Source organism: Georgenia sp. SUBG003 (assembly GCF_000715355.2).
Classification (GTDB): domain Bacteria; phylum Actinomycetota; class Actinomycetes; order Actinomycetales; family Actinomycetaceae; genus Georgenia.
Genome location: NZ_CP180204.1, coordinates 2,486,062 through 2,508,442 on the forward strand (window position 1 = coordinate 2,486,062; position 22,381 = coordinate 2,508,442).

The 22,381-nt window shown below is 73.5% G+C and carries 17 protein-coding genes, 1 tRNA gene and 3 pseudogenes; 8 read left to right on the forward strand and 13 right to left on the reverse strand.

All coding sequences use genetic code 11. The features are described 5' to 3' along the window. The first annotated feature begins 61 nt into the window (after positions 1 to 61). Positions 62 to 1,459, forward strand: a complete 1,398-nt coding sequence (locus tag DA06_RS12555; RefSeq protein WP_052436700.1) for a polysaccharide deacetylase family protein — start codon at positions 62 to 64, stop codon at positions 1,457 to 1,459. On the opposite strand, the gene DA06_RS12560 is transcribed toward DA06_RS12555, so the two are convergent. The 7 genes and pseudogenes from DA06_RS12560 to DA06_RS12590 form a co-directional block, all read right to left on the reverse strand. After that, entirely contained in the window at positions 1,426 to 3,537 is a 2,112-nt protein-coding gene (locus DA06_RS12560) for an NADH-quinone oxidoreductase subunit G (protein WP_418607998.1), read from the reverse strand. The genes DA06_RS12555 and DA06_RS12560 overlap by 34 nt on opposite strands. Beyond that, positions 3,534 to 4,859 (reverse strand): NADH-quinone oxidoreductase subunit NuoF, encoded by a 1,326-nt coding sequence (nuoF, locus tag DA06_RS12565; RefSeq protein WP_043500560.1) that lies wholly within the window; start codon positions 4,857 to 4,859, stop codon positions 3,534 to 3,536. Before nuoF ends, DA06_RS12560 begins: the two co-directional genes overlap by 4 nt. Positions 4,860 to 5,265: 406 nt before the next feature. Further along, positions 5,266 to 5,589 (reverse strand): annotated as a pseudogene (locus tag DA06_RS12570) (aspartate/glutamate racemase family protein); the annotation flags it as partial. A 25-nt stretch (positions 5,590 to 5,614) separates the two neighbouring features. Next, positions 5,615 to 6,304: an AroM family protein gene (locus DA06_RS12575; RefSeq protein ID WP_418605182.1), complete on the reverse strand. Its 690-nt coding sequence runs from the start codon at positions 6,302 to 6,304 to the stop codon at positions 5,615 to 5,617. Positions 6,305 to 6,312: 8 nt separating this feature from the next. Continuing rightward, positions 6,313 to 7,605 carry an alpha/beta fold hydrolase gene (locus DA06_RS12580; RefSeq protein ID WP_043500562.1) on the reverse strand — a complete coding sequence of 431 codons (1,293 nt, stop codon included), beginning with the start codon at positions 7,603 to 7,605 and terminating at the stop codon, positions 6,313 to 6,315. Positions 7,606 to 7,626: 21 nt separating this feature from the next. Then, on the reverse strand, positions 7,627 to 8,694 hold the full coding sequence (locus DA06_RS12585; RefSeq protein ID WP_043500563.1) for a hypothetical protein: 1,068 nt from the start codon (positions 8,692 to 8,694) through the stop codon (positions 7,627 to 7,629). 63 nt (positions 8,695 to 8,757) lie between these two features. Then, a complete protein-coding gene (locus tag DA06_RS12590; RefSeq protein WP_418605183.1) occupies positions 8,758 to 9,759 on the reverse strand; it encodes an OPT/YSL family transporter in 1,002 nt (333 codons plus the stop codon). Between DA06_RS12590 and DA06_RS12595 the strand changes: the two genes are divergently transcribed. The 3 genes from DA06_RS12595 to nhaA (DA06_RS12605) all read left to right on the forward strand — a co-directional run bounded on the left by DA06_RS12595 (position 9,728) and on the right by nhaA (DA06_RS12605) (position 12,084). Then, positions 9,728 to 10,168, forward strand: a complete 441-nt coding sequence (locus DA06_RS12595) for an FtsB family cell division protein (protein ID WP_043500567.1) — start codon at positions 9,728 to 9,730, stop codon at positions 10,166 to 10,168. The genes DA06_RS12590 and DA06_RS12595 overlap by 32 nt on opposite strands. 43 nt (positions 10,169 to 10,211) lie before the next feature. After that, positions 10,212 to 10,709, forward strand: coding sequence for a DUF501 domain-containing protein (locus DA06_RS12600; RefSeq protein ID WP_043500568.1), 498 nt, complete (start codon positions 10,212 to 10,214; stop codon positions 10,707 to 10,709). A gap of 112 nt (positions 10,710 to 10,821) precedes the next feature. Then, positions 10,822 to 12,084, forward strand: coding sequence for a Na+/H+ antiporter NhaA (gene nhaA, locus DA06_RS12605; protein ID WP_418605184.1), 1,263 nt, complete (start codon positions 10,822 to 10,824; stop codon positions 12,082 to 12,084). A 161-nt stretch (positions 12,085 to 12,245) separates the two neighbouring features. On the opposite strand, the gene DA06_RS12610 is transcribed toward nhaA (DA06_RS12605), so the two are convergent. Beyond that, positions 12,246 to 12,707 (reverse strand): aminoacyl-tRNA deacylase, encoded by a 462-nt coding sequence (locus tag DA06_RS12610; RefSeq protein WP_043500569.1) that lies wholly within the window; start codon positions 12,705 to 12,707, stop codon positions 12,246 to 12,248. A gap of 139 nt (positions 12,708 to 12,846) precedes the next feature. Here DA06_RS12610 and DA06_RS12615 point away from each other — a divergent pair. Beyond that, positions 12,847 to 13,807 (forward strand): annotated as a pseudogene (locus DA06_RS12615) (exopolyphosphatase). A gap of 96 nt (positions 13,808 to 13,903) precedes the next feature. Here DA06_RS12615 and nhaA (DA06_RS12620) read toward each other — a convergent pair. Further along, positions 13,904 to 15,145, reverse strand: coding sequence for a Na+/H+ antiporter NhaA (gene nhaA / locus DA06_RS12620; RefSeq protein WP_052436702.1), 1,242 nt, complete (start codon positions 15,143 to 15,145; stop codon positions 13,904 to 13,906). 152 nt (positions 15,146 to 15,297) lie between these two features. Between nhaA (DA06_RS12620) and DA06_RS12625 the strand changes: the two genes are divergently transcribed. Both DA06_RS12625 and DA06_RS12630 read left to right on the forward strand, forming a co-directional pair. Further along, positions 15,298 to 15,371, forward strand: a tRNA-Leu gene (locus tag DA06_RS12625). Between the two features lie 78 nt (positions 15,372 to 15,449). Continuing rightward, positions 15,450 to 16,958 carry an NAD(P)/FAD-dependent oxidoreductase gene (locus tag DA06_RS12630; protein ID WP_043500571.1) on the forward strand — a complete coding sequence of 503 codons (1,509 nt, stop codon included), beginning with the start codon at positions 15,450 to 15,452 and terminating at the stop codon, positions 16,956 to 16,958. A 127-nt stretch (positions 16,959 to 17,085) separates the two neighbouring features. Here the strand turns inward: DA06_RS12630 and DA06_RS12635 are convergent, their stop codons facing one another. The 4 genes and pseudogenes from DA06_RS12635 to DA06_RS12650 all read right to left on the reverse strand — a co-directional run bounded on the left by DA06_RS12635 (position 17,086) and on the right by DA06_RS12650 (position 20,959). Continuing rightward, positions 17,086 to 17,757, reverse strand: a complete 672-nt coding sequence (locus DA06_RS12635; protein WP_418605185.1) for a response regulator — start codon at positions 17,755 to 17,757, stop codon at positions 17,086 to 17,088. Beyond that, on the reverse strand, positions 17,754 to 19,154 hold the full coding sequence (locus tag DA06_RS12640; RefSeq protein WP_052436703.1) for a histidine kinase: 1,401 nt from the start codon (positions 19,152 to 19,154) through the stop codon (positions 17,754 to 17,756). The genes DA06_RS12635 and DA06_RS12640 overlap by 4 nt, the downstream gene beginning before the upstream one ends. Before the next feature lie 5 nt (positions 19,155 to 19,159). Further along, positions 19,160 to 20,017 carry an ABC transporter permease subunit gene (locus tag DA06_RS12645; RefSeq protein WP_043500574.1) on the reverse strand — a complete coding sequence of 286 codons (858 nt, stop codon included), beginning with the start codon at positions 20,015 to 20,017 and terminating at the stop codon, positions 19,160 to 19,162. Continuing rightward, a pseudogene (locus tag DA06_RS12650) lies at positions 20,014 to 20,959 on the reverse strand (ABC transporter ATP-binding protein). The gene DA06_RS12645 and the pseudogene DA06_RS12650 overlap by 4 nt, the downstream one beginning before the upstream one ends. Before the next feature lie 396 nt (positions 20,960 to 21,355). On the opposite strand from DA06_RS12650, the gene DA06_RS12655 reads away from it, so the two are divergent. After that, on the forward strand, positions 21,356 to 22,279 hold the full coding sequence (locus DA06_RS12655; RefSeq protein WP_043500577.1) for a Bax inhibitor-1/YccA family membrane protein: 924 nt from the start codon (positions 21,356 to 21,358) through the stop codon (positions 22,277 to 22,279). The last annotated feature ends 102 nt before the right edge of the window (positions 22,280 to 22,381 follow it).

The window sequence follows — 22,381 nt, forward strand, 5'->3', positions numbered from 1 at the left end:
CGTCCCTTCGGCCGGCGGGCGGCGGGCGGGGACCATGGTGTCGTCTCGTCGAGGAGGCACCATGGCCACCAGTCGCCGGTGGAGTGCGCTGAGGCGGGCGGTCGGCCGAGCAGCGCTCGTCGTCCCGCTCCTCCTGGCCCTCGCCGCCCCGGCGTCCGCCGTCGCCGACCGGCCCGTTCCGGTCTCCGGCAGCACGTGGCGCCCTGAGGGCGGCCCGAGCTTCGCCTACGGACGCGCCTCCGACGTCCAGGTGATGGGGGACTGGAACGGCGACGGGGTCGCCGGCCCCGGAGTCTTCCGCGGCGGCGTCTGGTACCTGCGCAACACCCCGAACGGCGGCGCCGCGCAGGTCGCCCTCGGGTTCGGCCGGGGCAGCGACATCCCCGTGGTCGGCGACTGGGACGGCGACGGCGACACCACCGTCGGCGTCGTGCGCGGCGCCACCTGGTACCTGCGCAACTCGCTCACGGCCGGCCCCAGCGACGTCGTCCTCACCTTCGGCCGGCCGGGGGACGTCCCGGTCACCGGCGACTGGGACGGCGACGGGCGCACCGGAGTGGGGGTGGTGCGCGGCGCCACCTGGTTCGTCCGCGACGCCCTCAGCTCCGGCCCGGCCGGTGCGGCGTTCGCGTTCGGGCGGTCCGGTGACGTCCCTGTCACCGGTGACTGGGACGGCGACGGCACCACCACGCCGGGCGTGGTCCGGGGCCGCACGTGGTTCCTCAGCAACACCCTCGGCGGCGGCACGGCGAGCCGGTCGGCGGCGCTGGGCGCGTGCGGTGACGCGGCCCTGAGCACGGCAGGGGCGCGCACCGCCGATCCCGTCCCGCTGTCCCTGCGCGGCATGGAGTGGACCACCCTGCCCACCTCGGACCGGGTCGTCGCACTGACGATCGACGCCGGCGGCAACGCCGACGGCGTGGCGTCCATCCTCGCCACCCTCGCGCGCACGGGCACCCCGGCCACGTTCTTCCTCACCGGGGACTTCGTCCGGCAGTTCCCGGCCCAGGCCCGGGCGATCGCGTCGCGCTTCCCGACCGGCAACCACACCGTCGACCACCCCGACCTCACGACGCGGTCCGACGCCGTGGTCAGGTCGGAGATCGTCGGCGCGCACGAGGCGATCCGCGCCGTCTCCGGCGCCGACCCCCGGCCATGGTTCCGGTTCCCGTTCGGCGCCCGCGACGCCCGCACCGTCGGCATCGCCAACTGCCTGAGCTACGGCTCCGTGCGGTGGACCGTGGACACGCTCGGCTGGCAGGGCACGTCCGGCGGGCGATCCGTCTCCTCCGTCCTTCAGCGCGTGCTGGGCACCCTCCGGCCGGGGCAGATCGTGCTCATGCACGCGGGGTCCCACCCCGGTGACGGCTCGACCCTCGACGCCGACGCCCTCGCGCAGGTCATCGCCGGGATCAGGGCGCGCGGCTACCGGTTCGCCACACTCGAGAACTTCCGCTGAGCCTCGGCCCCGTGCCCGCCTGCCGACGGCGGTTGCGCGCCTCCTCCGCTACCCGCATCGTTCTTCGCGGAGGTGGTCGCATGACCCAGGGGCTTGAGGACGAGTACGACGTCGTGGTGGCCGGCGGCGGTGCCGCCGGCCTGAGCGCGGCGCTGATGCTGGCGAGGGCGCGCAGGACCGTGCTGGTCGTCGACGCCGGCGCGCCGCGCAACGCGCCGGCGGGGGCGGTCCGACGGGGCTGCTCGGCCGAGAGGGGACACCGCCCGCCGAGCTGCTGGAGCGCGGCCGCGAGGAGGTGGGCCGGTTCGGCGGGCGGGTGGTGCGCGGCGAGCCTCGCCGGCGCGTCGCGGCACCCAGGCGAGGCGGGCACCGGTGCGCGCGGCCAGCGCGGACACCGCGGAGAGGGTGCCCCGCACGGCGGCCGCCCGCTCCCCCACGAGGATGACGGCGCCCGGTGCGGCCAGCCGCTCGGCGAGGGCGTCGAGCTGGCTCTCGGAGCTGCCGGGGACGATCGCCTCGAGGACCTCGGGCTCCGTGCCCGGGGCCGCGGTGACGAGCTCCCCGCGCATCTTGGTGGTGCCACGGGTGGCCACCGGCGCGACCGTGGCCACGCGCACGGTCCCGGCGAGGACGCCCTTGCGCAGGCGGAGGAAGATGGTGCCGCACTCGTCCTCGGGCTCGAGCCCGACGAGCAGCACCTGTCCGGCCCGCTCGAGGTCCGAGTAGGTCACGCCGAGCCCGCGGGCGGCGACGTGGTGGCCCAGGAACTGGACCTCCTCGTCGCTGTGGACGCGGGCGCGGTGGTCGACGTCGTTGGTGCCGAGGGCCAGCCGGGCGAACTTCGACCAGGCGTAGGAGTCCTCGAGCGTGAGGCGGCCGCCGGGGAGCAGGCCGACGCCGCCGGCCGCGCGGGCACGGCGCAGCCCGGTGGCGGCGAGGTCGAGGGCCTCGGACCAGCTGGTGGCGACCAGCTCGCCGGTCTGCTCGTCGCGGACGAGCGGCATGGTGAGCCGGTCCGGCGCGGACTGCCAGGTGAAGGCGAAGCGGTCCTTGTCGGTGATCCACTCCTCGTTGACCTCGGGGTCCTCCCCCGCGAGGCGGCGCAGCACCACGCCGCGGCGGTGGTCGACGCGGATGGCCGACCCTCCGGCGTCGTGCTCGGCGACGGACGGGGTGGAGACGAGGTCGAACGGGCGGGAGCGGAACCGGTACGCCGCCGACGTCAGCGCGCCGACCGGGCAGATCTGGATCGTGTTGCCGGAGAAGTACGAGGCGAACGGGCGCCCCGAGGTGTCCATCTCGGACTCGCCGAGCGGGCCGACGGCGAGACCCTGGGTCGCACCCGGCGCCCCCTCGGGCCCCACCATGTCGGCGGCGAGCACCAGCGGCTCCTCCTCGCCGGAGGAGGTGAAGTTGAGAATGTGCTCGTCGAAGGCGCCGATCTGCGAGCCGTGGGTGCCGTGCACCTCGTCCCGCGGCGACCCTCCGCCGCGGCCCTGGAGGGCGATGAACGGGTCGCCGGCGATCTCGGCGGAGAACCGGGTGCAGCGCTGGCACAGGATGCACCGGTCACGGTCGAGCAGGATCTGCGTGGAGACCTTGATCGGCTTGGGGAACGTCCGCTTGATGTCGACGAACCGGGTCGTGGCCCGGCCGTTGCTCATGGCCTGGTTCTGCAGGGGGCACTCGCCGCCCTTGTCGCAGACGGGGCAGTCCAGCGGATGGTTGATCAGGAGGAACTCCATGATCCCGTGCTGGGCCTTCTCGGCGACATCGGAGGTGTGCTGGGTGGCGACCACCATGCCCGGCGTGGCCTCGAGCGTGCAGGAGGCCTGCGGCTTGGGCATCGCCCGGAGGTTGCCGTCACGGTCCGGGGTGGAGACCTCCACGAGGCACTGCCGGCAGGCGCCGGCGGGCGCGAGCAGCGGGTGGTCGCAGAAGCGCGGGATCTGGATCCCGGCCTGCTCGGCGGCGCGGATGACCAGCGTGCCCTTGGGCACCTGGACCTCGACGCCGTCGATGGTCACGGTGTGCAGCTCGACCGGGGCCTGGGACTGGCGGTCGGTCGTGGCAGTCATCGAACACCTGCTTCGCTGAAGATGGCCGAGGCCTCGTACGGGAAGAGCTCCCAGGCCGGGGTGTGCGTGCCCGCCTCGAACTCGGAGCGGAAGTGCTTGATCCCGCTCTGGATCGGGGTGGCGGCGGCGTCGCCGAGCGCGCAGAACGAGCGGCCGGCGATGTTGGAGGAGACGTCGAGGAGGAGGTCGATGTCGCTGGGCAGCCCCTGGCCGGCCTCCAGGCGGTGGATGACCTGCTTCATCCAGTACGTCCCCTCGCGGCAGGGCGTGCACTTGCCGCAGGACTCGTGCTGGTAGAAGTCCGTCCAGCGCGCGATGACGCGGACCACCGAGGTCGTCTCGTCGAAGACCATGAGCGCGCGGGTGGCGAGCATCGAGCCGGCGGCGCCGACGGACTCGTAGTCGAGCGGCACGTCGAGCTCGGCCTCGGTGAGAATCGGCGTCGAGGACCCGCCCGGGGTCCAGAACTTCAGCCGGTGGCCGTCGCGCATGCCGCCCGCGAGCTCGATGAGCTCGCGCATGGTGATGCCGAGCGGAGCCTCGAACTGCCCGGGGTTGCGCACGTGGCCCGAGACCGAGAACAGGCCGTGACCGGCGCTCTTCTCGGTCCCCATGGCGGTGAACCAGTCCTTGCCACGGGAGACGATCGTGGGCACCGAGGCGATGGACTCGACGTTGTTGACCACCGTCGGCCGGGCGTACAGGCCCGCGACGGCGGGGAACGGGGGCTTCAGGCGCGGCTGGCCGCGCAGGCCCTCGAGGGAGTCGAGCAGCGCCGTCTCCTCGCCGCAGATGTAGGCGCCCGCGCCGGCGTGGACGGTGATCTCGAGGTCGTAGTCGCCGTTCGGGCCGAGACCCTCGCCGATGAGCCCGGCCTCGCGGGCCTCCCGCACCGCGGCCAGGAGCCGGCGGTAGACGTGGACGGTCTCCCCGCGCAGGTAGATGAAGGCGTGGTGGCCGCCGATGGCGTAGGAGGTGATCGCCACGCCCTCGATCAGCGAGTGCGGGTTCGCCAGCATCAGCGGGATGTCCTTGCACGTGCCCGGCTCGGACTCGTCCGCGTTGACCACGAGGTAGCGAGGTCCGCCGTCGGGCTTGGGCAGGAAGGACCACTTCAGGCCGGTGGGGAACCCGGCGCCGCCACGGCCGCGCAGGCCGGACGCCTTGACCTCGGCCACCACGTCCTCCGGGGCCATCGTCAGGGCCTTGGCCAGGCCCTCGTAGCCGCCGTGGTCGCGGTAGGTGCTCAGCTTCCAGGAGCGTTCGGCGTCCCAGATGTCGGAGAGGACCGGCGAGAGCCGGCCCGGGGCCGTGATGCTCACTTGGCCTCCTTCTTGACGTCCTTGTCGACCGTCTCGGGCGACACGTCCGCACCGGTGGTGGGCTTGCGGTCGGCGCCCGACTGCGTCCGGCCGACCGGTGCCGTGCCGGCGGCCTCGGCCCCGGCGACGCGCGGACGCGTCGACGACCGGCAGACCGGTCGCCTCGGTCACGGGGCCGGCGAGGTCCAGCGTCGTCAGACCGGTGCAGGCGAAGAGGATCGCCTCGGCGCCCGCGTCGCGCAGCTCCAGGGCCGCGGCGATCGCGGCCCGGGCGCCGTCGGGCGTCGTCAGCTCGGTCGTCCGGCGCACCCCCGCCGGGACCCGCGAGGCCACCCATGCGCTCGCCGAGCACCGCGGTCACCGCGGGCGGCACCTCCTCGGTGATGCCGAGGACGCCGACTGCGCTCCCGGAGGCGAGGGCGACGGCCGCGCCGGAGGCGCCCGCGCCGTACACGGGGACCCCGACCGCGGCGCGAGCGCGCTCGATGCCGGGGTCGGCGGCGCAGGAGATGATGATCCCCTCGACCCCGTCGTCCTCGAGCTGGCGCGCGACGTCGGCCATCTTGGCCTCGGCGGCCGCGAACGTGGCGTCGTCGTGGACGCCGTGGGGCTGGTCGGGCAGGCAGCGGGTCAGGACGTCGAACCCGTAGCGCCGCTGCAGCACCCGGCCGTGGCTCTCGAGGAACTCCGGGTTCTCGCTGGTGACGACGCGGATGACGCCGATGGTCATGGGGTTCTCCTGGGTGTCGGGCGGGTCAGATGAGGGAGCCGAGCAGGCGGGCGGCCACGCTGCGCACGGTCACGACGGCGGCACCCGCGTCCGCCGAGGCACTCCTGGCGGCCTCACGCATGTCCTCGTCGAAGCCGATGCAGTCGAGCACGACGAGGTCGCTCTCGACGGCGACGGCGGCCGCGGCCGCGGCGATGGTGTCGTGGTCGTCCGTGTAGGGGCTCGCCGCGCCGACCGCGGCGGGGCGGACGCCGATGGAGGACTCCCAGTGGTCGAACGCCTCGTCGACCTGCTCCGGCAGGGGCCGCACGATGCCGAGCCGTCCACCTTCGAGGCCGTTGAGCAGACCCCGGACGCCCTCGTGGGCGAGCCGCTCGGCGACGAACAGGGGCCGGGCGTGACGGATGCGGGGGAACAGCCCGGTGCACACGATGAGGCTGAGGTCGGCGCCGTCGGCCTCGGCCCGCGCCACGGCCTTCTCCAGCAGGGGCACCGAGTGGTCGTGCCCGAACACGGCCGATCCGCCGTCGCGCAGCCGCGAGGTGAGCGCCCCCCTCCCCGGGCCGGGGCGCGAGCGCGGCGATCTGGTCGGCGTCGAGGTCGTCGAGCGCGCCGTACTCCCGGATCGTGCACTCCGGGGAGCACGGCGACGATCTCCGGGGTGAGGTCGACGCGGGGGGGCCTGCCCGATCGTGACGAGGGCGAGGGTGGTCATGGCGGGTCCTATCGTCGCAGGGTGGAGATGAGGGTGTCGAGCAGCTTCCGGCCGTCCATGCGGATGCCGTCGTGCTGGTAGGCGTTGGTGATCACCGGGCGGGCGCCGCGGATCGCGGCGGCCGTGGCGAGCGAGTGCTCGCGGGGGACGAACATGTCGTCGTAGAAGACCGCCGCGGCGAGCGGGACCTCGTTCGCCGCGAGCGCGTCGAGGTCGTACAGCGGCGGGAAGTCGTGGCGGTGGGCGAGCTCCTCCGCCGCGCCGCGCAGGGGCACGAGGTACGGGTCCTCCTCGAACTGCCACGGGAAGACGTGCTCGCCGGTGAACCGGAACGGCGCGCCCGGGCCGGCGTCGAGGGCGAACTCGGGGAGCTCGCCGCGGACCCGGTGCGCCGACCACGCGGTGGCGCCGCCGTGCTCGGGGCCCTGGGCGTAGATCGTCTCGTGCATCACCGCGTACAGCGGGTGGGTCGCGAACGAGAGGGCGGCGCCGACGTCGACGAGGAACCGCTCCCGCAGCCGCCGCCGGCCGCCGGTCGTGACGAACGGCGCCTCGAGCAGGTGGTGCAGGGCGTCGAACCCGGACGCCGTCCCCAGGTTCAGGCCCAGCTGGCGGAAGCGCCGGGACGAGAGCCGTTCCCCGGTGGGGAGGACCTCCTCCTCGTCCTCCAGGTGGGCGGCGACGGCGCGGGCGGTGTCCTGGTCGCCCGGGTAGCGGGCGAAGTACTCGTCGTTGCGCCGGGCGGTCTGCCGGTAGGTGAGCCGGTAGACGTCGTCCGCGTGGGCGGACAGCGCGGGCAGTCCGCCCGTGATCATCGCCTCGCGGAGGCCCTCGGGGGAGCGGGAGAGGTACGTGGTGATGACGAACCCCCCGTAGCTCTGCCCGAGGGCGCTCCACGGCCCGCTGCCGAGCTCGCGCCTGAGGAGCTCGGCGTCGGCGACGATCGAGTCGGCCCTGAAGTGGGAGAGGTAGGCGGCCTGCGCGGCGGCGTCGCCCCGGGGCGGCACGGTGGTCCGGTCCGCCGGGGAGGACAGGCCCGTCCCGCGCTGGTCGATCAGGACGACCCGGTAGTCCTCCAGGGCCCGGTCGAGCCACCCGCCGACCGAGTCCGGCCGGTTCGCGCGGTTGCCCGGGCCGCCCTGGAACCAGACGAGCCGGGGGCGGTCGGCGCCGCCGTCGCGGACGTACTCGCGCGCGAAGACCGTGATGGTCTCACCGCCCGGTGACTGGTGGTCGAGCGGGGCCTGCAGCACGTGCTCGTGCACGTCGTGGCCGTCGATCCGGTAGGTCGTCGTCTCCATGTCTCTCCCTCGCCGCTGCGGTCAGTAGCCCTCGATGCCCAGACGCTGGCAGATCGCCACCAGCTCCGGGTGGACGTACCGGCCGTCCTCCTCGATGGCGACGCCGTCGACGTAGATGCTCGGGGCGATCGCCGAGCCGTCGGAGTGCGCCGGGGCCACCCAGGGCTCCCCGCCGATCCAGGCGCCCTTGGTCCCGATGCCGAACTCGACGCAGCCGAAGACCCGCTCGTCCTCCACGATGCGCCCGGTGGAGCGCTTCACGCCGGGGTTGAAGCCGAGCGACCAGTGCGCGACCCGGTACATGTTCGGGTCGTCCTGCGCCGCCAGCCAGCCGCGGTAGACGTCGGCGTCGCGGCCCTCGCCCCTGACGTCGGTGACGACGCCGTTCTCCACAGTGAGGGTGATCGGGTTGCGGAGCAGCCCGTTCTCGTCCGGCGGCCAGACGGCGCCGTCGAAGACGATCGTGCCGTTCTGCGTCTCCTCGAGCGGGTTCCACGAGATCTGGCCCGCCAGCATGACGGACATGCCGGGCTTGTCGGCCGGGATGCCGCGCACGTGGATGGGCCGGTCGCCGGTGCGGCCGGTGATGTCCATCCCCTGCTTGGAGGTCATCCGGATCTCCTCGCCGGCGCTGAGCAGCTCGACGAGCTTGTCGCCGAGCTCCCGGACGCCGGCGTAGTCCACCTTGGCGACGGTGTCGACGAGCATCTGCACGTCCAGGCCGGTCAGGCAGGTGTAGCGGGTGCCGCGCTCCATGGCCGCGCGGAACGCGTCGGAGTGCATGATGTAGCCGAGCTGCAGCTCGATCCAGACGTCCGCGCCGAGGGCGGCGCCGGCCACGGGCGCCGGCGGCTCGATCGCGGAGGCCCAGCGGGTCTCGTAGCGCACGATGACCGGGTGGGCCCCGGCCGCCATCGTCGCGCCGCCGAGCAGCTCGGCCACGCGCATGTCCGAGGAGGTGTCCGTGGTGATCAGGACGTTCTCCCCGGGCTTGACGCACATGATCTCCTCGATCAGCTTGCGCGCGCCCACCATCGCCTCGAAGGCGAGGTACTCGCTCCGGGACTCGATCCGGCTGGTGACCTCCATGGTCGGTCCTTTCTGTTGGGGTTCGTGCGGCGACGACCGGGGCCCGGTGCGGGCCCGGCGCCGTCAGCGGAAGATGCGGCCGAGCGAGGCGATCGCGTCGCCGGCGATGAAGCCGGCTCCGACGAGGGCCAGCTCCTCCTCGGCCTTCGGGCCCTTGACCTTGCGGACGATGACGCGGGCGAGGAGCGCGGCGAACACGAGCCAGCACGCGTACGGGGCGGAGATCAGCAGGCCGGTGGCGAGCATGATGCCCATCTGCCGCTTGGGCCCGCCGAGGGCCTGGATCAGCGCGCCGGGCACCGCCCACAGGATCAGGTTCGTCACCGCGTCCGGGTTGGTCAGCCCGGCGGTGATGGTGTCGGCGAAGACGATCGCGACGGGCGGCAGCAGCCCGTCCTCGAAGTAGGAGCGCCACAGCAGGGCGACCAGCGCGAGGGCGACGACGAAGCCGATGATGGCGGAGTAGTACTGCTGCTTGCGGCCGGACATCTCGTAGTCGAGGTAGCCGGTGTGGCGCGAGTGGATCTTCCGCAGCACCCAGCCGGCCTTGAAGTCGTACCCCATGTCCGCGAAGGCGGGACCGGTGGCGGCGCAGTAGCCGACGAGGACGACGAGGGGGACCTCGGGCAGGCCGACGACGAGGCCGATGACGAGGAAGATCAGGGTTACGGCGAAGGCCGGGAACCAGCCGGACTGCATGGCGGCCAGGCCGACGATGATCTCGTGCACGAACGCCGCGATCGCGGCGAAGACCACCCAGCCGACGAGCGCCGGCACCGACATGTCGGTGGCGATCCCGGCCACCAGGGCCAGCACGACGGCGACGCCGATGAAGAGCACGAAGCCGGAGCCGAGGCCGCGCCCGAGCTGCTGCGGGCTGCGGGTCGGCTCGTCGGCGGGCCGGCCCGCCCCTCGGCCCTCCGCCCCAAGGTCCGCCAGGACACCGTCCGGCAGCCGGACGACGGCGGCGACGACGCCGCGCCGGTTCGTCACCTTCGGTGCGCAGGACGCCGCCGGCGAGCCGCGCCCCACCGTGAGCCTGCGGGCCCTCGCCCTCTTCCTCATCGCCCTCGTCGCGTTCGCCGTGCTCGCTCCGACACTGCGCTTCGCCGTCGCCCAGCAGGAGCAGCTCCGCGAGCTGAACTCGGCCGTCGCCGACGCGGAGCAGCGCAACGCCGACCTCGAGCGCCAGCTCGCACGCTGGCAGGACCCCGAGTACGTCCAGTCCCAGGCGCGTGACCGGCTCGGCTACGTGATGCCCGGGGAGACGCCGTACGTCGTCGTCGACCCGGAGACGGTGACGGGCGGGGAGAGCCCGGCGGAGGCCGAGGCGGCCGAACGGGCGGCCGAGCGGGCCGCGGCGACGCCCTGGTACCTGCGGACCTGGGAGTCGGTGCAGGTGGCGGGGGAGTCCGTCGTCGGTGACGAGGACCCGTCCGGTCTGACCCCGCCCGCCGACGAGCCGACGCCGTAGCCCGCGGCGCACGGCGCGGGCCCGCGCGTAGGACAATGGTGGGGTGACCGACCAGACCGCCGTGACCGAACGCGACCTCGAGGTCCTCGCCGAGCAGCTCGGCCGGGTGCCCAGGGGAGTCGTGGGGATCGCCGCCCGGTGCGTGTGCGGGCGGCCCCTGGTCGTCCGGACGGCACCCCGGCTCGACGACGGCACCCCGTTCCCGACGTCGTTCTACCTCACCTGCCCGCCCGCGGTGAAGGCCGCCAGCACCCTCGAGGCCCAGCAGGTCATGGAGGGGATGAACGAGCGGCTCGCGGGCGACGAGGAGCTCGCCGCCCGGTACCGCCTGGCCCACGAGGACTACCTCGCCCGGCGGGCCGAGCTGGGGGAGGTGGAGGAGATCGCGGGCGTCTCCGCCGGCGGGATGCCGACCCGCGTCAAGTGCCTCCACGCGCTGCTGGGCCACGCGCTCGCCGTCGGCCCCGGGGTCAACCCGTTCGGGGACGAGACGCTGCGCCTGCTCGAAGGCGTCTGGAGCCCGAGCCGCTGCTCCTGCTGAACCGGGGGCGGCGGCGGTTTCGCCGTCGGCGGCGCGGCGACGTAGGGTGGCAGGCGGTGCGCCGGGAAGTCTGGTCGGCAACGTCCTTGCCGACCCAGCTGGAAGGTTCAGCATGCCGCATCGTGAGCCGCAGGAGCATCACCACGTCCCGACGGCGACCGCCCACAGCGCCCGGCGGCGCTTCCTGCTCCGCCTGCAGGACGAGACGTTCGCAGGATCGCTCCTCCTGGGCGCGGCCGTTCTCGCGCTGCTGTGGGCGAACTCGCCGTGGCGCGAGAGCTACCAGGCCCTCGCGGGGCTGGAGATCGGCCCCGCCGCCCTGCACCTGGACCTCTCGCTCTCGACCTGGGCCGCGGACGGCCTGCTCGCGATCTTCTTCTTCGTCGTCGGGCTGGAGCTGAAGACGGAGTTCGTGACCGGCTCGCTCCGCAAGCTCGACGAGGCGCTGCTGCCGATGCTCGCCGCCGTCCTGGGCATGGTCGTGCCCGCCCTCATCTACTTCACCGTCCAGGCCGCCACCGGCTCCGGCGCGACGGACGGCTGGGCGATCCCCACCGCCACCGACATCGCCTTCGCGGTGGCGCTGCTCGGGATCTTCGGCCGTGGCCTCCCGCCGGCGCTCCGGGTCTTCCTCCTCACGCTCGCGGTGGTGGACGACCTGCTCGCCATCACCGTCATCGCGGTCTTCTACACCGAGGAGATCAGCTTCCTCCACCTGCTGGCGGCGATCGCGCTGATCGCCCTCTTCGGGCTGCTGGTGCAGAAGCGGGTGCTGCGATGGTGGCTGCTCGTTCCGGTCGCTGTGGTGGCATGGGTGCTGATGCACGAGTCCGGCGTGCACGCCACGGTGGCCGGCGTGCTGCTCGGCATGACCGTGCCCGCGCGTCTCCGGCGGGGCGACCCGGTGCAGATCACGCACGCCTTCGTCGAGCGGGTCCAGCCGATATCGGCCGGGTTCGCGCTCCCGGTGTTCGCATTCTTCGCGGCCGGCGTCTCGGTGATCGACTCCGGCGGCGTGGGCGAGATCCTCGGTGATCCCGTCACCATCGGCGTGGTCGCCGGTCTCGTGCTCGGCAAGATGCTCGGGATCTGGGGCGGGGTGGCGATCCTGGTGAGGACCACACGGTTGCGGCTCGGACACGGCGTCGACCTCCCCGACCTGCTCGGCGTGGCCATGCTCGCCGGCATCGGCTTCACCGTGTCTCTGCTCATCGCCGAGCTGTCCTTCGGTGCGACGGCCGAGGGTGATCACGCCAAGTTCGCCGTCATCGTCGGTTCTGTGATCTCCGCCGTGCTGGGCGGGCTGACACTCCGTGCCAGAGCCCGTGTGCGGGTCCGCGGGCGCGGTGCGCGCATCGCCCGCCGCGAAGGCTGAGCCAGCCCGGCCGCCTCACGGACCGGCGCCCCGGCCCGCGTCTCGTGCGACGTCTCGGACGCCACGGCGGCGGTGGGGCGCGGACCGCAGGAAGCGCCGGACGTCGTAGCGGCGCCGCACCAGCTGATGACGCGGTGCAGGACAGCGCTCCGCTCCTCGTGCTACTCCGGCTGCGTGACGTCCGCGACCTGCGCGCGGAGCGCGGTGACGAGATCGTCCGCCTTCACGGTCGCCGCGACGCCGTGCGCGCCGGCCCCGATCGACACCGTGCCCGCGATCGTCCCGTCCATGATGACGGGCCACGCGGTGGTGGCGCCGAACGGGGTGATGGTGCCGCGTTCGTAGCCGGTCACGTCCTTGGCGGTGGCGGCGTCCGGCATGGACATCCGGTTCACGCCGAGCAGCGCCCGAAGCTTGGGCCAGGAGATGGCGCGGCCGCCCGGCACGAGGACGAACAGGTAGTCGTCCTCACCACGGCGCACCACCAGCGTCTTGACGATCGCCGAGGGCTCGACGCCGCGGGCGGCCGCCGCCTCCGCCAGGCTCGAGACCCGTCCGTGCCGGGTGACGGTGAAATCGATGCCGGCCCCCTCCAGCGCTGCGATCGCGCGATCCTCGCTCATGGGGCCAGCGTAGGGGCCGGCCGCTGGGCGGCCGTGACGCTCACCTTCGGGCGGACGCGCCCGGTGGCGACGGCGAGACCGCCCCTGACGGGCCGGACCGGCCGCGCGGTGACGGGAGGCGCCGTGGCAGGGTTGTCCGGTGACTCGCGTAGCGGCCATCGACTGTGGCACCAACTCCATCCGCCTTCTCGTCGCCGACATCGAGCCGGACGGTGACGGTGGCCACCGCCTGACCGACGTGGAGCGCCGCATGGAGATCGTCCGTCTCGGCCAGGGCGTCGACCGCACCGGCCGCCTGGACCCCGCCGCGCTCGAGCGCACCCTCGCCGCCGCCCGCGGCTACGCCGGCCGGTGCCGCGCCCTGGGCGTCGAGCGCACGAGGTTCGTCGCCACCTCGGCCACCCGGGACGCCGAGAACCGCCACGAGTTCGTCGACGGCGTCCGGGACGCGCTCGGCGTCGTGCCCGAGGTGGTCACCGGCGAGGAGGAGGCCGGGCTGAGCTTCGCGGGCGCCGTCAGCGTGCTGGACCCCTCGCACGCCGGCCCGTACCTCGTGGTCGACATCGGCGGTGGCTCCACCGAGCTGGTCCTGGGCGACGGCACCCCGGAGGCGGCGCTGTCCATGGACGTCGGCTGCGTGCGGCTGACGGAGCGGCATCTGCGCACCGACCCGCCGACTCCCGCGGAGGAGGAGGCCGCCCGGGCGGACGTGCGCCGCATGCTCGACGACGCCTCCGCCGTCGTCCCGCTCGGCCGCGCCCGGACGCTGGTGGGCCTGGCGGGCTCCGTCACCACGGTCACCGCCCACGCGCTGGGCCTGCCGGCCTACGACCCGACGGCGATCGACGGCGCCGCCCTCGACGCCGAGCGGGTCCTGACCTCGTGCTCGGCGCTCCTGCACGCCTCCCACGCCGAGCGGGCCGCGATGGGGGTTCATGCACCCGGGCCGGGTGGACGTGATCGGTGCCGGTGCGCTGGTCTGGTCCGAGGTCGTGGCCCGGGTGGCGTCCGAGGTCGCGGCCGACGGCGGCAGCCTCGGCCCGGTGGTGACCAGCGAGCACGACATCCTCGACGGGATCGCGCTGTCGCTGGTGCGCTGAACGCCGGTATCGGCAGGACCGGTGTCCCGCCGGAGCACCGGTCCGCGTCGTGCCCAGAGCCTCAGGCCTGGCTCGACGCTGCCCGCCCAGGGCTGTTCAGCGCCGCCCGCGCGGGTGCTGCGCGGCGCGGCCGCGCACCCGCACCGCCGCCCGCAGGCGGAGCAGGATCGCGCCGAGCACGGCGGCGATGAGCGAGCCCAGCAGGACGGCCACGCGCGCGTGCGCGGAGGCCGGGTCGGAGGGGTCGAAGGACAGGCTGGCGATGAGCAGCGACACCGTGAAGCCGATCCCGGCCACCATCGCGACCGGGAAGATGTCGGCGAGGTCGATGCCGCTGCCCAGCCGCAGGCGCGTGAGCTTCGTCAGGAGGGCCACGCCGCCCCAGATGCCGAGCAGCTTGCCGAGGGGCAGGCCGACGTAGACCCCGACGGCGACCGGGTCGGCGAGCATCCCGCCGAGCCCGCCGGAGTCCACCACGGAGACCCCGGCGGCGAAGAACGCGAAGATCGGCAGGACGAGCCCGGCGGACCACGGCTGGATGCGCTCGACGAACCGGTGGGTCATGGCCTCCTCCTCGCCGCCACGGGCGAGCGCCGGCACGGTGAGTCCCATCAGCACGCCCGCGATCGTGGCGTGCACGCCGGAGGCGTGCATGAGCGCCCAGGCCACGACGGCGAGCGGCACCAGCAGCCACCAGTGCGTGACGCGCCGGTTCACGAGGAGCGCGAACACGGCTGTCAGCGCGAGCGAGCCGAGCAGCGCGAGGAGGTGGATCTCCTCGGTGTAGAAGATCGCGATGACGGTGATGCCCAGGAGGTCGTCGACGACCGCGAGGGTCAGCAGGAACGTACGCACCGCCGGCGGCAGTCCGCGGCCGAAGATGCCGAGCACCGCGACGGCGAAGGCGATGTCGGTGGCCACCGGGATCGCCCAGCCCTCGTACCTGCCCGTGCCGGAGACCGCCTGGACGACGGTGTAGACGACCGCGGGCCCGACCATCCCGAACACGGCGGCCAGGATCGGCACCAGCGCGAGCCTGGCGTCCCGCAGGGCCCCGGTGACGAACTCCGTCTTGAGCTCCAGGCCGACGACGAAGAAGAAGATCGCCAGCAGCCCGTCCGCGGCCCACCCGGAGACCGGCAGCGCGAGGTGGAGCGACTCCGGCCCGACGACGTGGTCGGCCAGGGCCTGGTAGCTCTCCCGCCACGGGGAGTTGGCCCAGACGAGGGCGACGACGGCGCCGGCCAGGAGCACCAAGCCCGCGAACGTCTCGTTCTCCAGCCTGCGGCGGTAGGTGCTGAAGATTCCGGGGCGCCTGCCGTCCCTCGTGGTGCTCATCCTGTGCGTACTCCCTGCGCTGGATCGCCGGGCACGCGTGGGGGGCGCCGACCGGCCTCGATCCCGCCACGATAGGGCGCGGCCCCGCGGCGGCCCAACACGGCCGGCCCTGGCGGCCGCCGCCGGTCCCGTGCGGCAGGATGGGGCCTCGCGCCCCCATAGCCCAACTGGCAGAGGCAGCCGGCTTAAACCCGGCCCAGTACGGGTTCGAACCCCGTTGGGGGCACCCGACGTGGCCGTTATCACGGGCCGAAAGTCCCGCTCGAAGGGCGACCTGAGCGGTAGGGCTCCTACGATGGAACGCATGGCATCCTTCCTGCGTTCCGTCGCCGTCAGCACCTCGGTGGCCGCCCTCGCCGGTGCCGGCGCCCTCGCTGCCAAGTCCCTCCAGGGGCGGGACTCGGTGCGACCGGTCCTCCACGGCGGCCGGACCCCCCGGATCCTCATCGCCGGCGGCGGGTACATCGGCCTGTACACCGCCACGACGCTGCGCAGGTACATCGGTCGGCAGGACGCGGAGATCGCCGTCGTCGATCCGCGTCCCTACATGACCTACCAGCCCTTCCTCCCCGAGGCGGCCGCCGGATCGATCGAGCCGCGCCACGTCGTGACGTCGCTGCGGCGCGAGCTCAAGGGCACCACCGTCTTGACCGGCTCCATCCAGGAGATCCGGCACGCCGAGCGCAAGGCCGTCATCAAGCCTGTGAACGACGACCCCGCCTACGAGGTCACCTACGACCACCTCGTCGTCGGGCTCGGGTCCGTCGCCCGCACCCTTCCGATCCCGGGCCTCGCCGAGAACGCCATCGGCTTCAAGCACATCGAGGAGGCGACCGCGCTGCGCAACCGCGTCCTCAACAAGCTCGCGGAGGCCGCGTCCACCTGGGACCCCGAGCAGCGCAGGCGGATGCTGACCTTCGTCTTCGTCGGCGGCGGGTTCGCCGGCATCGAGGCGATCGGCGAGGTCGAGGACATGGCGAAGGCCGCCACCAAGGAGTACGACTCCATCGACAAGGAGGACCTGCGCTTCGTCGTCGTCGAGGGCGCCGGCCGGATCCTGCCCGAGCTGGGCGAGGAGCTCGGCGGCTACGCGATCGAGCAGCTGCGCGAGCGGGGCGTCGAGATCCACCTCAACACCTTCCTCAACTCCTGCGTCGACGGGAACGTCGAGCTCTCCAGCGGAGAGAAGTTCGAGGCGGACACGATCGTCTGGACCGCCGGCGTCAAGGCCAACCCGGTCCTGGCCAGCACGGACCTTCCGCTCGACGCCCGCGGCCGCGTGCGCACCAACGCCAGGCTGCAGGTGGTCCAGGAGGACGGGACGGTCGTCGAGGGCGCCTGGGCGGCCGGCGACAACGCCGCCGTGCCCGACCTGACCTCGGCCGACCCGAAGGCGACCACGGCTCCGACCGCCCAGCACGCCGTGCGCCAGGGCAAGCAACTTGGCGAGAACCTCGTGAAGGTGCTGCACGGGGAGCAGCCCGAGGACTACCGGCACGAGAACATCGGCACCGTGGCCTCCCTGGGCCTGTACAAGGGTGTCGCGCAGATCATGGGCTTCAAGTTCCGCGGCCCGCTCGCCTGGTTCATGCACCGCAGCTACCACGTGCTCGCGATGCCGTCGTTCGAGCGCAAGGTCCGGATCCTCGCGGACTGGACCGAGGCGCTGTTCTTCCGCCGTGAGCTGGTCTCGCTGGCCGCGCTGCAGAACCCGCGCGCCGCGTGGGAGGCCGCCGCCGCGTCCGGCAGCAAGCCGGCGGCCAAGGACACCACCCCCGCCGCCGCCGGCGCGCCGATCACCGACAAGAAGTAGCCGGAAGCCGGCAGACGCGCCCCGCCACGGCGGGACGTCGCACGAGCAAGGGGCACCGACCGGCGGTCGGTGCCCCTTCCCGTCCTCGTGGGCCGGCGCGGCAGCGGGGCGTGCCCCGGTCCCCGTCTCAGCCCGGGCGGACCAGGCCGGTCTCGTACGCCAGCACCACGGCCTGCACCCGGTCCCGGAGCTCGAGCTTGGCGAGCAGGTTGCCCACGTGCGTCTTCACGGTGGTCTCCGAGACCAGGAGCCGTGCGGCGATCTCCCCGTTGGAGAGCCCCTCGGCGACGAGCGTGAGCACCTCGGCCTCCCGCGCGGTCAGCCGCCCGAGCCGCGGGTCCCGGCCGGCGGGCCCGTCCGGCCCGCCCGCGGGCAGGTGCGGCCCGAACAGCTCGAGCATGCGCCGCGTGACGCGCGGGGAGACCACGGCGTCGCCCGCCGCGACCGTCCGGATCGCCTGGACGAGGTCGGCGGGGCGGGTGTCCTTGAGGAGGAACCCGCTCGCCCCGGCGCGCAGGCCGGCGAAGGCGTACTCGTCGACGTCGAAGGTGGTGAGGATCAGGACCTTCGCCGCCGGCTGCGCCGCGACGATGCGTTCCGTCGCCTCGAGCCCGTTGGTCCCCGGCATCCGCACGTCCATGAGGACGACGTCGGGGGAGAGGGCGGCGGCCATCCGCACCGCGGCGGCGCCGTCGGCCGCCTCCCCGACCACCTCGAGGTCCTCCTCGGCCTCCAGGACCATGCGGAACCCCATGCGCAGCAGCGCCTGGTCGTCCGCCAGCAGCACGCGCACCCTCACGTTCGTCCCTCCTCGTCCCAGTGCAGCTCGGCGCGCACCCGCCAGCCGCTCGTCGTCGCGCCCGCGTCCACGTGCCCGTCGTAGACCGCCGCACGCTCCCGGATGCCGATCAGCCCGCGGCCGCTGCCCACCATCGCGGCCCCGGAGGTGCCGGAGTCGTTGTCCACGGTGACGACGACGGACCCGTCCTCGCGGGCGACCGTCACGTCGATCCTGGGGCTGAGAGGCGCGTAGCGCAGCACGTTCGTCAGGCACTCCTGGACGATGCGGTAGACGGCGAGCTGCAGGCCGACGTCGTCGGGCAGCGGCGGGCCGGACTCGGTCAGACGCACCGGCAGACCGGTGACCCGGAACCGCTCGACGAGCTCGGTGAGGTCGTGGGCGGCCGGCTGGGGCGCCAGCGGCGCGTTCACGTCGCCGAGGGTGCCGTCGCGCCGGCCGGCGGGGGAGTCCTCCCGCAGCACCCCCACCATGCGGCGGGTGTCGGCGAGCGCGGAGCGGCCCGTGTCGGCGAGCTGGTCGAGGGCCTCCCGGGCCAGGTCCGGCTGCCGGGACATCGCGGCGGACGCTCCTTCGGCCAGCGTGATCATCACCGACAGGGAGTGGGCGACGACGTCGTGCATCTCCCGCGCGATCCGGTTGCGCTCGGCGGAGACGGCGAGCTGCTCGCGCTGGTCGCGCTCGAGCACGAGCTGGCGCGTGCGCTCCAGGAGGCCCTCCACGTGCAGCCGCCGGCCCCGCGCGGAGGTGCCGAGCGCGACGGCGACCGTCGACAGCACGAGCACGGTGATCTGGACCACGACGAGCGCCTGGAGCTGGGTCACCTCCTGGACCCGTTCCGAGTCCGGCGTGGTGGTGGTGACCACCGCGGACTCCTGGCTGGAGACATCCAGCCACAGGATGAGGGAGGCGCCGGCGACCACGTTGAGCAGCGCCAGGCAGCCCCACGCGGTGGAGGCGGGCCGGTTCGCCGCGACGGCGTAGAGCGCCAGGACCGCGGCGATCTCGATGCTCGAGGTGTCCCGGCTGACGGCGAGCGAGACGGCGAGCAGGGCCGCCGTCGTCACGAGCACCCGCACGGGCGCCCGGCGCCGCCACCACAGGGCCGTCGCAGTCAGCAGGACGACGGCGAGGACGACGACCCGCTCGGCCCGGCCCGGTGCGTCGTCGCCGAGGAGCTCGGGAACGACCTCCCCGCCCAGCGCGGGGAGGAGGTAGGCCGCGACGACGACGGCGTCGAGGACCCGCGGGTGGTGCAGGAAGAAGCGGCGGACCGGGCCGGTGCGGCGGACGGCCGCGTCGTCGACCGGGAGGCCCGGTGCGGCGGGGAGACGCGCCGACGCGGCGACGTGCGCCGCAGGAAGCTCCTGCGGCGCACGTCCCGCGTCGGCGGCCATCCCGGTCAGGCGTCCCGTCGGCGCAGGGACCAGGCGCCCGCCGCCAGCGCCACGACGGCGTAGGCGCCGACGACCGCCACACCCTGCCACGCGGTGAGGTTGTCGTTCGAGCCGAACATCCCGCTGATCCCGAGGAACGCGGTCGCGGCCGGCAGCGGCAGGTACAGCAGGACGTCCTGCACCCAGTCGAGGTTGATGAACTGCAGGATCATCGGCAGCAGGAGCAGCAGCCCCAGCACCGCGGTGATGGTGCCCGCGGTGTGACGCAGCACGGCCCCCAGGCCGAGCGCGATCAGGGCGCTGACCACGAAGAAGTACGCCATGCCGCCGAACGCCTGCCAGGTGAGGGAGTCGTCGAGCGCGGGGACGAGGTCGTGGTCCGAGAGGAACGGCACCGAGACCAGGAACGCGGCACCGAGGCTCACCACGCTGACGACGACCGTGACGACGACCAGGGTGATGGCCTTGGCGGCGAGCACCGGGAGCCGCGCGGGCACCGCGGCGAGGGTGGAGCGGATCATCCCGGTGGAGTACTCGCCGGTGATGAGCAGGGCACCGAGGACGGCGATGGTCACCATGCCGAACTGGTAGCCGCCGATGACGAACTCCGCCCCGTGGAGCTCGTCCACCGGCATCGACATGGGAGGTTCCACCATGTAGCTCACTGAGGACGCCTGAGCCAGTGCCAGCAGCGCCATGACGGCGACGGTGATGCCGAGGGTCCACCACGTCGAGCGCAGGGACAGCAGCTTGATCCACTCGCCCCGCATGATCCCGGCGAAGGTGAGGCGGGCGTCGACGGCGGGCCGGTGGGTCTGCGGGCGGACGGGCGTGGTGTCGGGCGTGGTGGTCACGGTGCTCACTTGCGGGCCTCCTGCGCGGCGGCGGGGCGGACGGACTCGGTCTCGGAGCGGTACTCGACCGCGTCCTGGGTCAGGTTCATGTAGGCATCCTCGAGGCTGGCGCGCTGCGGCGTGAGCTCGTGGAGCACGATGCCGTTCGCGGCGGCGGTCTCGCCGACCTGCTCGGCGCTGACGCCGTGCAGCTCCAGGACGCCGGCCTCGGTGGAGGTGACGCTCGCCCCGGAGGCGCGCAGCCGCTCGGCGAGGTCCGTGGCCTGCGGGGAGCGGACGCGCACCGCGGTACCGGTGACGGAGTCGATGACGTCCTGCACCGGTCCGGCCGTGATGATCTTCCCGCGGCCGACGACGAGCAGCTGGTCGGCGGTCTGCGCCATCTCGCTCATGAGGTGCGAGGAGAGGAACACGGTGCGTCCCTCGCTCGCGAGGTAGCGCACGAGGGTGCGCACCCACTTCACGCCCTCGGGGTCGAGGCCGTTGACGGGCTCGTCGAGGATCAGGGTGCGCGGGTCGCCCAGCATCGCCGAGGCGATGCCGAGGCGCTGGCCCATGCCGAGGGAGAACCCGCCCACGCGCTTGCCGGCGACGGCGGACAGGCCGGTCATCTCGATGACCTCGTCCACCCGCTTCGTCGAGATGCCGTGCGTGGCGGCCATGGTCCGCAGGTGCGACCGGGCGCTGCGGCCGGGGTGGACGGCCTTGGCGTCCAGCAGCACCCCGACCTCCTTGAGGGGGGGAGCGGTGCTGGGCGTAGGGCTTGCCGTTGACGGTCACGGTGCCGGAGGTCGGGCGGTCGAGGCCGACGATCATGCGCATCGTGGTGGACTTGCCGGCCCCGTTCGGGCCGAGGAAGCCGGTCACCGTCCCCGGCTGGATCGTGAAGCTCAGGTGGTCGACAGCGGTCTTGCTGCCGTAGCGCTTGGTGAGGTCGTGCGCCTCGATCATCGTGTGCCCTTCCTGGTCAGGTGCGGTCGGCTCCCGCGGTGGAAGGCCGTCGTGCTGGTGTCCACGCTAGGGGCCGCGCCGCGGCGGGGGATCGGCGGGGAGTCTGATTCCTGCGCGGGCCGGTGCTCCGCCGTCGTGCCGAGGTCCTCATCCTCAGGGAGGAGGCCGGTGCGCCCGGTCCTCCTCCGGGGCCCTGCGCGACTCCGCGCGGACTCCGTGCGTGATTCCCCCGGATTCGCCGCCCCGACGGGAACACGGACGTGTACCGTCCCGTTGTACCGGACAGCACTACTTCACGCGTGCGTGCTCTCGGGCCCGTACGATGGAGCACAGGCCAGCGACATTGGTCCGGGCCCGAACACGCGGGCCCGGTTGCCGCGACCAGGAGGCACACACGTGAGCAATCCCGTCTTCGAGAAGAGTCCGTACTTCGGGGCGAACGCCCAGCGGACCCCGAACGGCTACCCGACGTACCCGGGCTACGCCCCGCAGCAGGGCTACGGCCAGGCGCCCCACGGCCAGGCCCCGTACGGCCAGCCGGGTCACGGGCAGCCCGCCGGCTACGGCGCCTACCAGCCCGGCCAGGTCGAGGACCTTGAGCGGGCCTACCAGCGCCCGGCAGCCGCCCCGGCGGACACCGGCCGGATGACGTACGACGACGTCATCGTCAAGACCGGACTCGTCCTCGGCGTCATCGTCGTCGCCGCGGCGTTCAACTGGCTCGTGATGGGCGCCAGCCCGCTCCTGACGTTCGGCGGCGCCATCGTCGGCCTCGTCCTGGGCCTGGTGAACGCCTTCAAGCGTGAGCCGTCCCCGGCGCTGATCATGGCGTACGCAGTGGCCGAGGGCCTCTTCCTCGGCGGGATCTCCGCCGTGTTCGAGGCGCAGTGGGGCGGCATCGTCCTGCAGGCGGTGCTCGGCACGACCGCAACCTTCGTGGCGGCGCTCTTCCTGTTCAAGTCCGGCACAGTGCGGGTCACGCCCAAGCTCACCAGGTTCGTGCTCATCGCCCTCGTGGGCTACGCGCTGTTCTCGCTGGTCAACGTCGTCCTCATGCTCACCGGCGTCTCCACGGACCCGTGGGGCCTGCGCACCGGCGTGACGCTCTTCGGCATCCCGCTGGGCGTCCTGCTCGGCCTCTTCGCCGTCGGCCTGGCCGCGATCTGCCTGATCATGGACTTCGACGCCATCAAGCGCGGCGTCGAGGCCGGCGTCCCGGGCCGGTACGCCTGGGCCGCGGCGTTCGGGCTCGCCGTCACCCTCGTGTGGCTCTACATCGAGTTCCTGCGCCTGCTCGCGATCCTGCGCGGCAGCGACTGACGGAGCGCTCCTTCCATCACCACGACGGCGGCCGTCCCCTCCCCGGGGGGCGGCCGCCGTCGTCGTGAGCGGCCTTGGGCCGACGCACCGGGACGACCGGCC

What these genes read in the sequence shown, in the direction of transcription:
- DA06_RS12640 (WP_052436703.1), bottom strand. Translation starts at nt 19,154, where the DNA reads ATGGCCGCCGACGCGGGACGTGCGCCGCAGGAGCTTCCTGCGGCGCAC.
- nhaA (WP_418605184.1), top strand. Translation starts at nt 10,822, where the DNA reads ATGCCGCATCGTGAGCCGCAGGAGCATCACCACGTCCCGACGGCGACC.
- DA06_RS12610 (WP_043500569.1), bottom strand. Translation starts at nt 12,707, where the DNA reads ATGAGCGAGGATCGCGCGATCGCAGCGCTGGAGGGGGCCGGCATCGAT.
- DA06_RS12580 (WP_043500562.1), bottom strand. Translation starts at nt 7,605, where the DNA reads ATGGAGACGACGACCTACCGGATCGACGGCCACGACGTGCACGAGCAC.
- DA06_RS12585 (WP_043500563.1), bottom strand. Translation starts at nt 8,694, where the DNA reads ATGGAGGTCACCAGCCGGATCGAGTCCCGGAGCGAGTACCTCGCCTTC.
- DA06_RS12590 (WP_418605183.1), bottom strand. Translation starts at nt 9,759, where the DNA reads ATGAGGAAGAGGGCGAGGGCCCGCAGGCTCACGGTGGGGCGCGGCTCG.
- DA06_RS12555 (WP_052436700.1), top strand. Translation starts at nt 62, where the DNA reads ATGGCCACCAGTCGCCGGTGGAGTGCGCTGAGGCGGGCGGTCGGCCGA.
- DA06_RS12560 (WP_418607998.1), bottom strand. Translation starts at nt 3,537, where the DNA reads ATGACTGCCACGACCGACCGCCAGTCCCAGGCCCCGGTCGAGCTGCAC.
- DA06_RS12630 (WP_043500571.1), top strand. Translation starts at nt 15,450, where the DNA reads ATGGCATCCTTCCTGCGTTCCGTCGCCGTCAGCACCTCGGTGGCCGCC.
- DA06_RS12575 (WP_418605182.1), bottom strand. Translation starts at nt 6,304, where the DNA reads ATGACCACCCTCGCCCTCGTCACGATCGGGCAGGCCCCCCCGCGTCGA.
- nhaA (WP_052436702.1), bottom strand. Translation starts at nt 15,145, where the DNA reads ATGAGCACCACGAGGGACGGCAGGCGCCCCGGAATCTTCAGCACCTAC.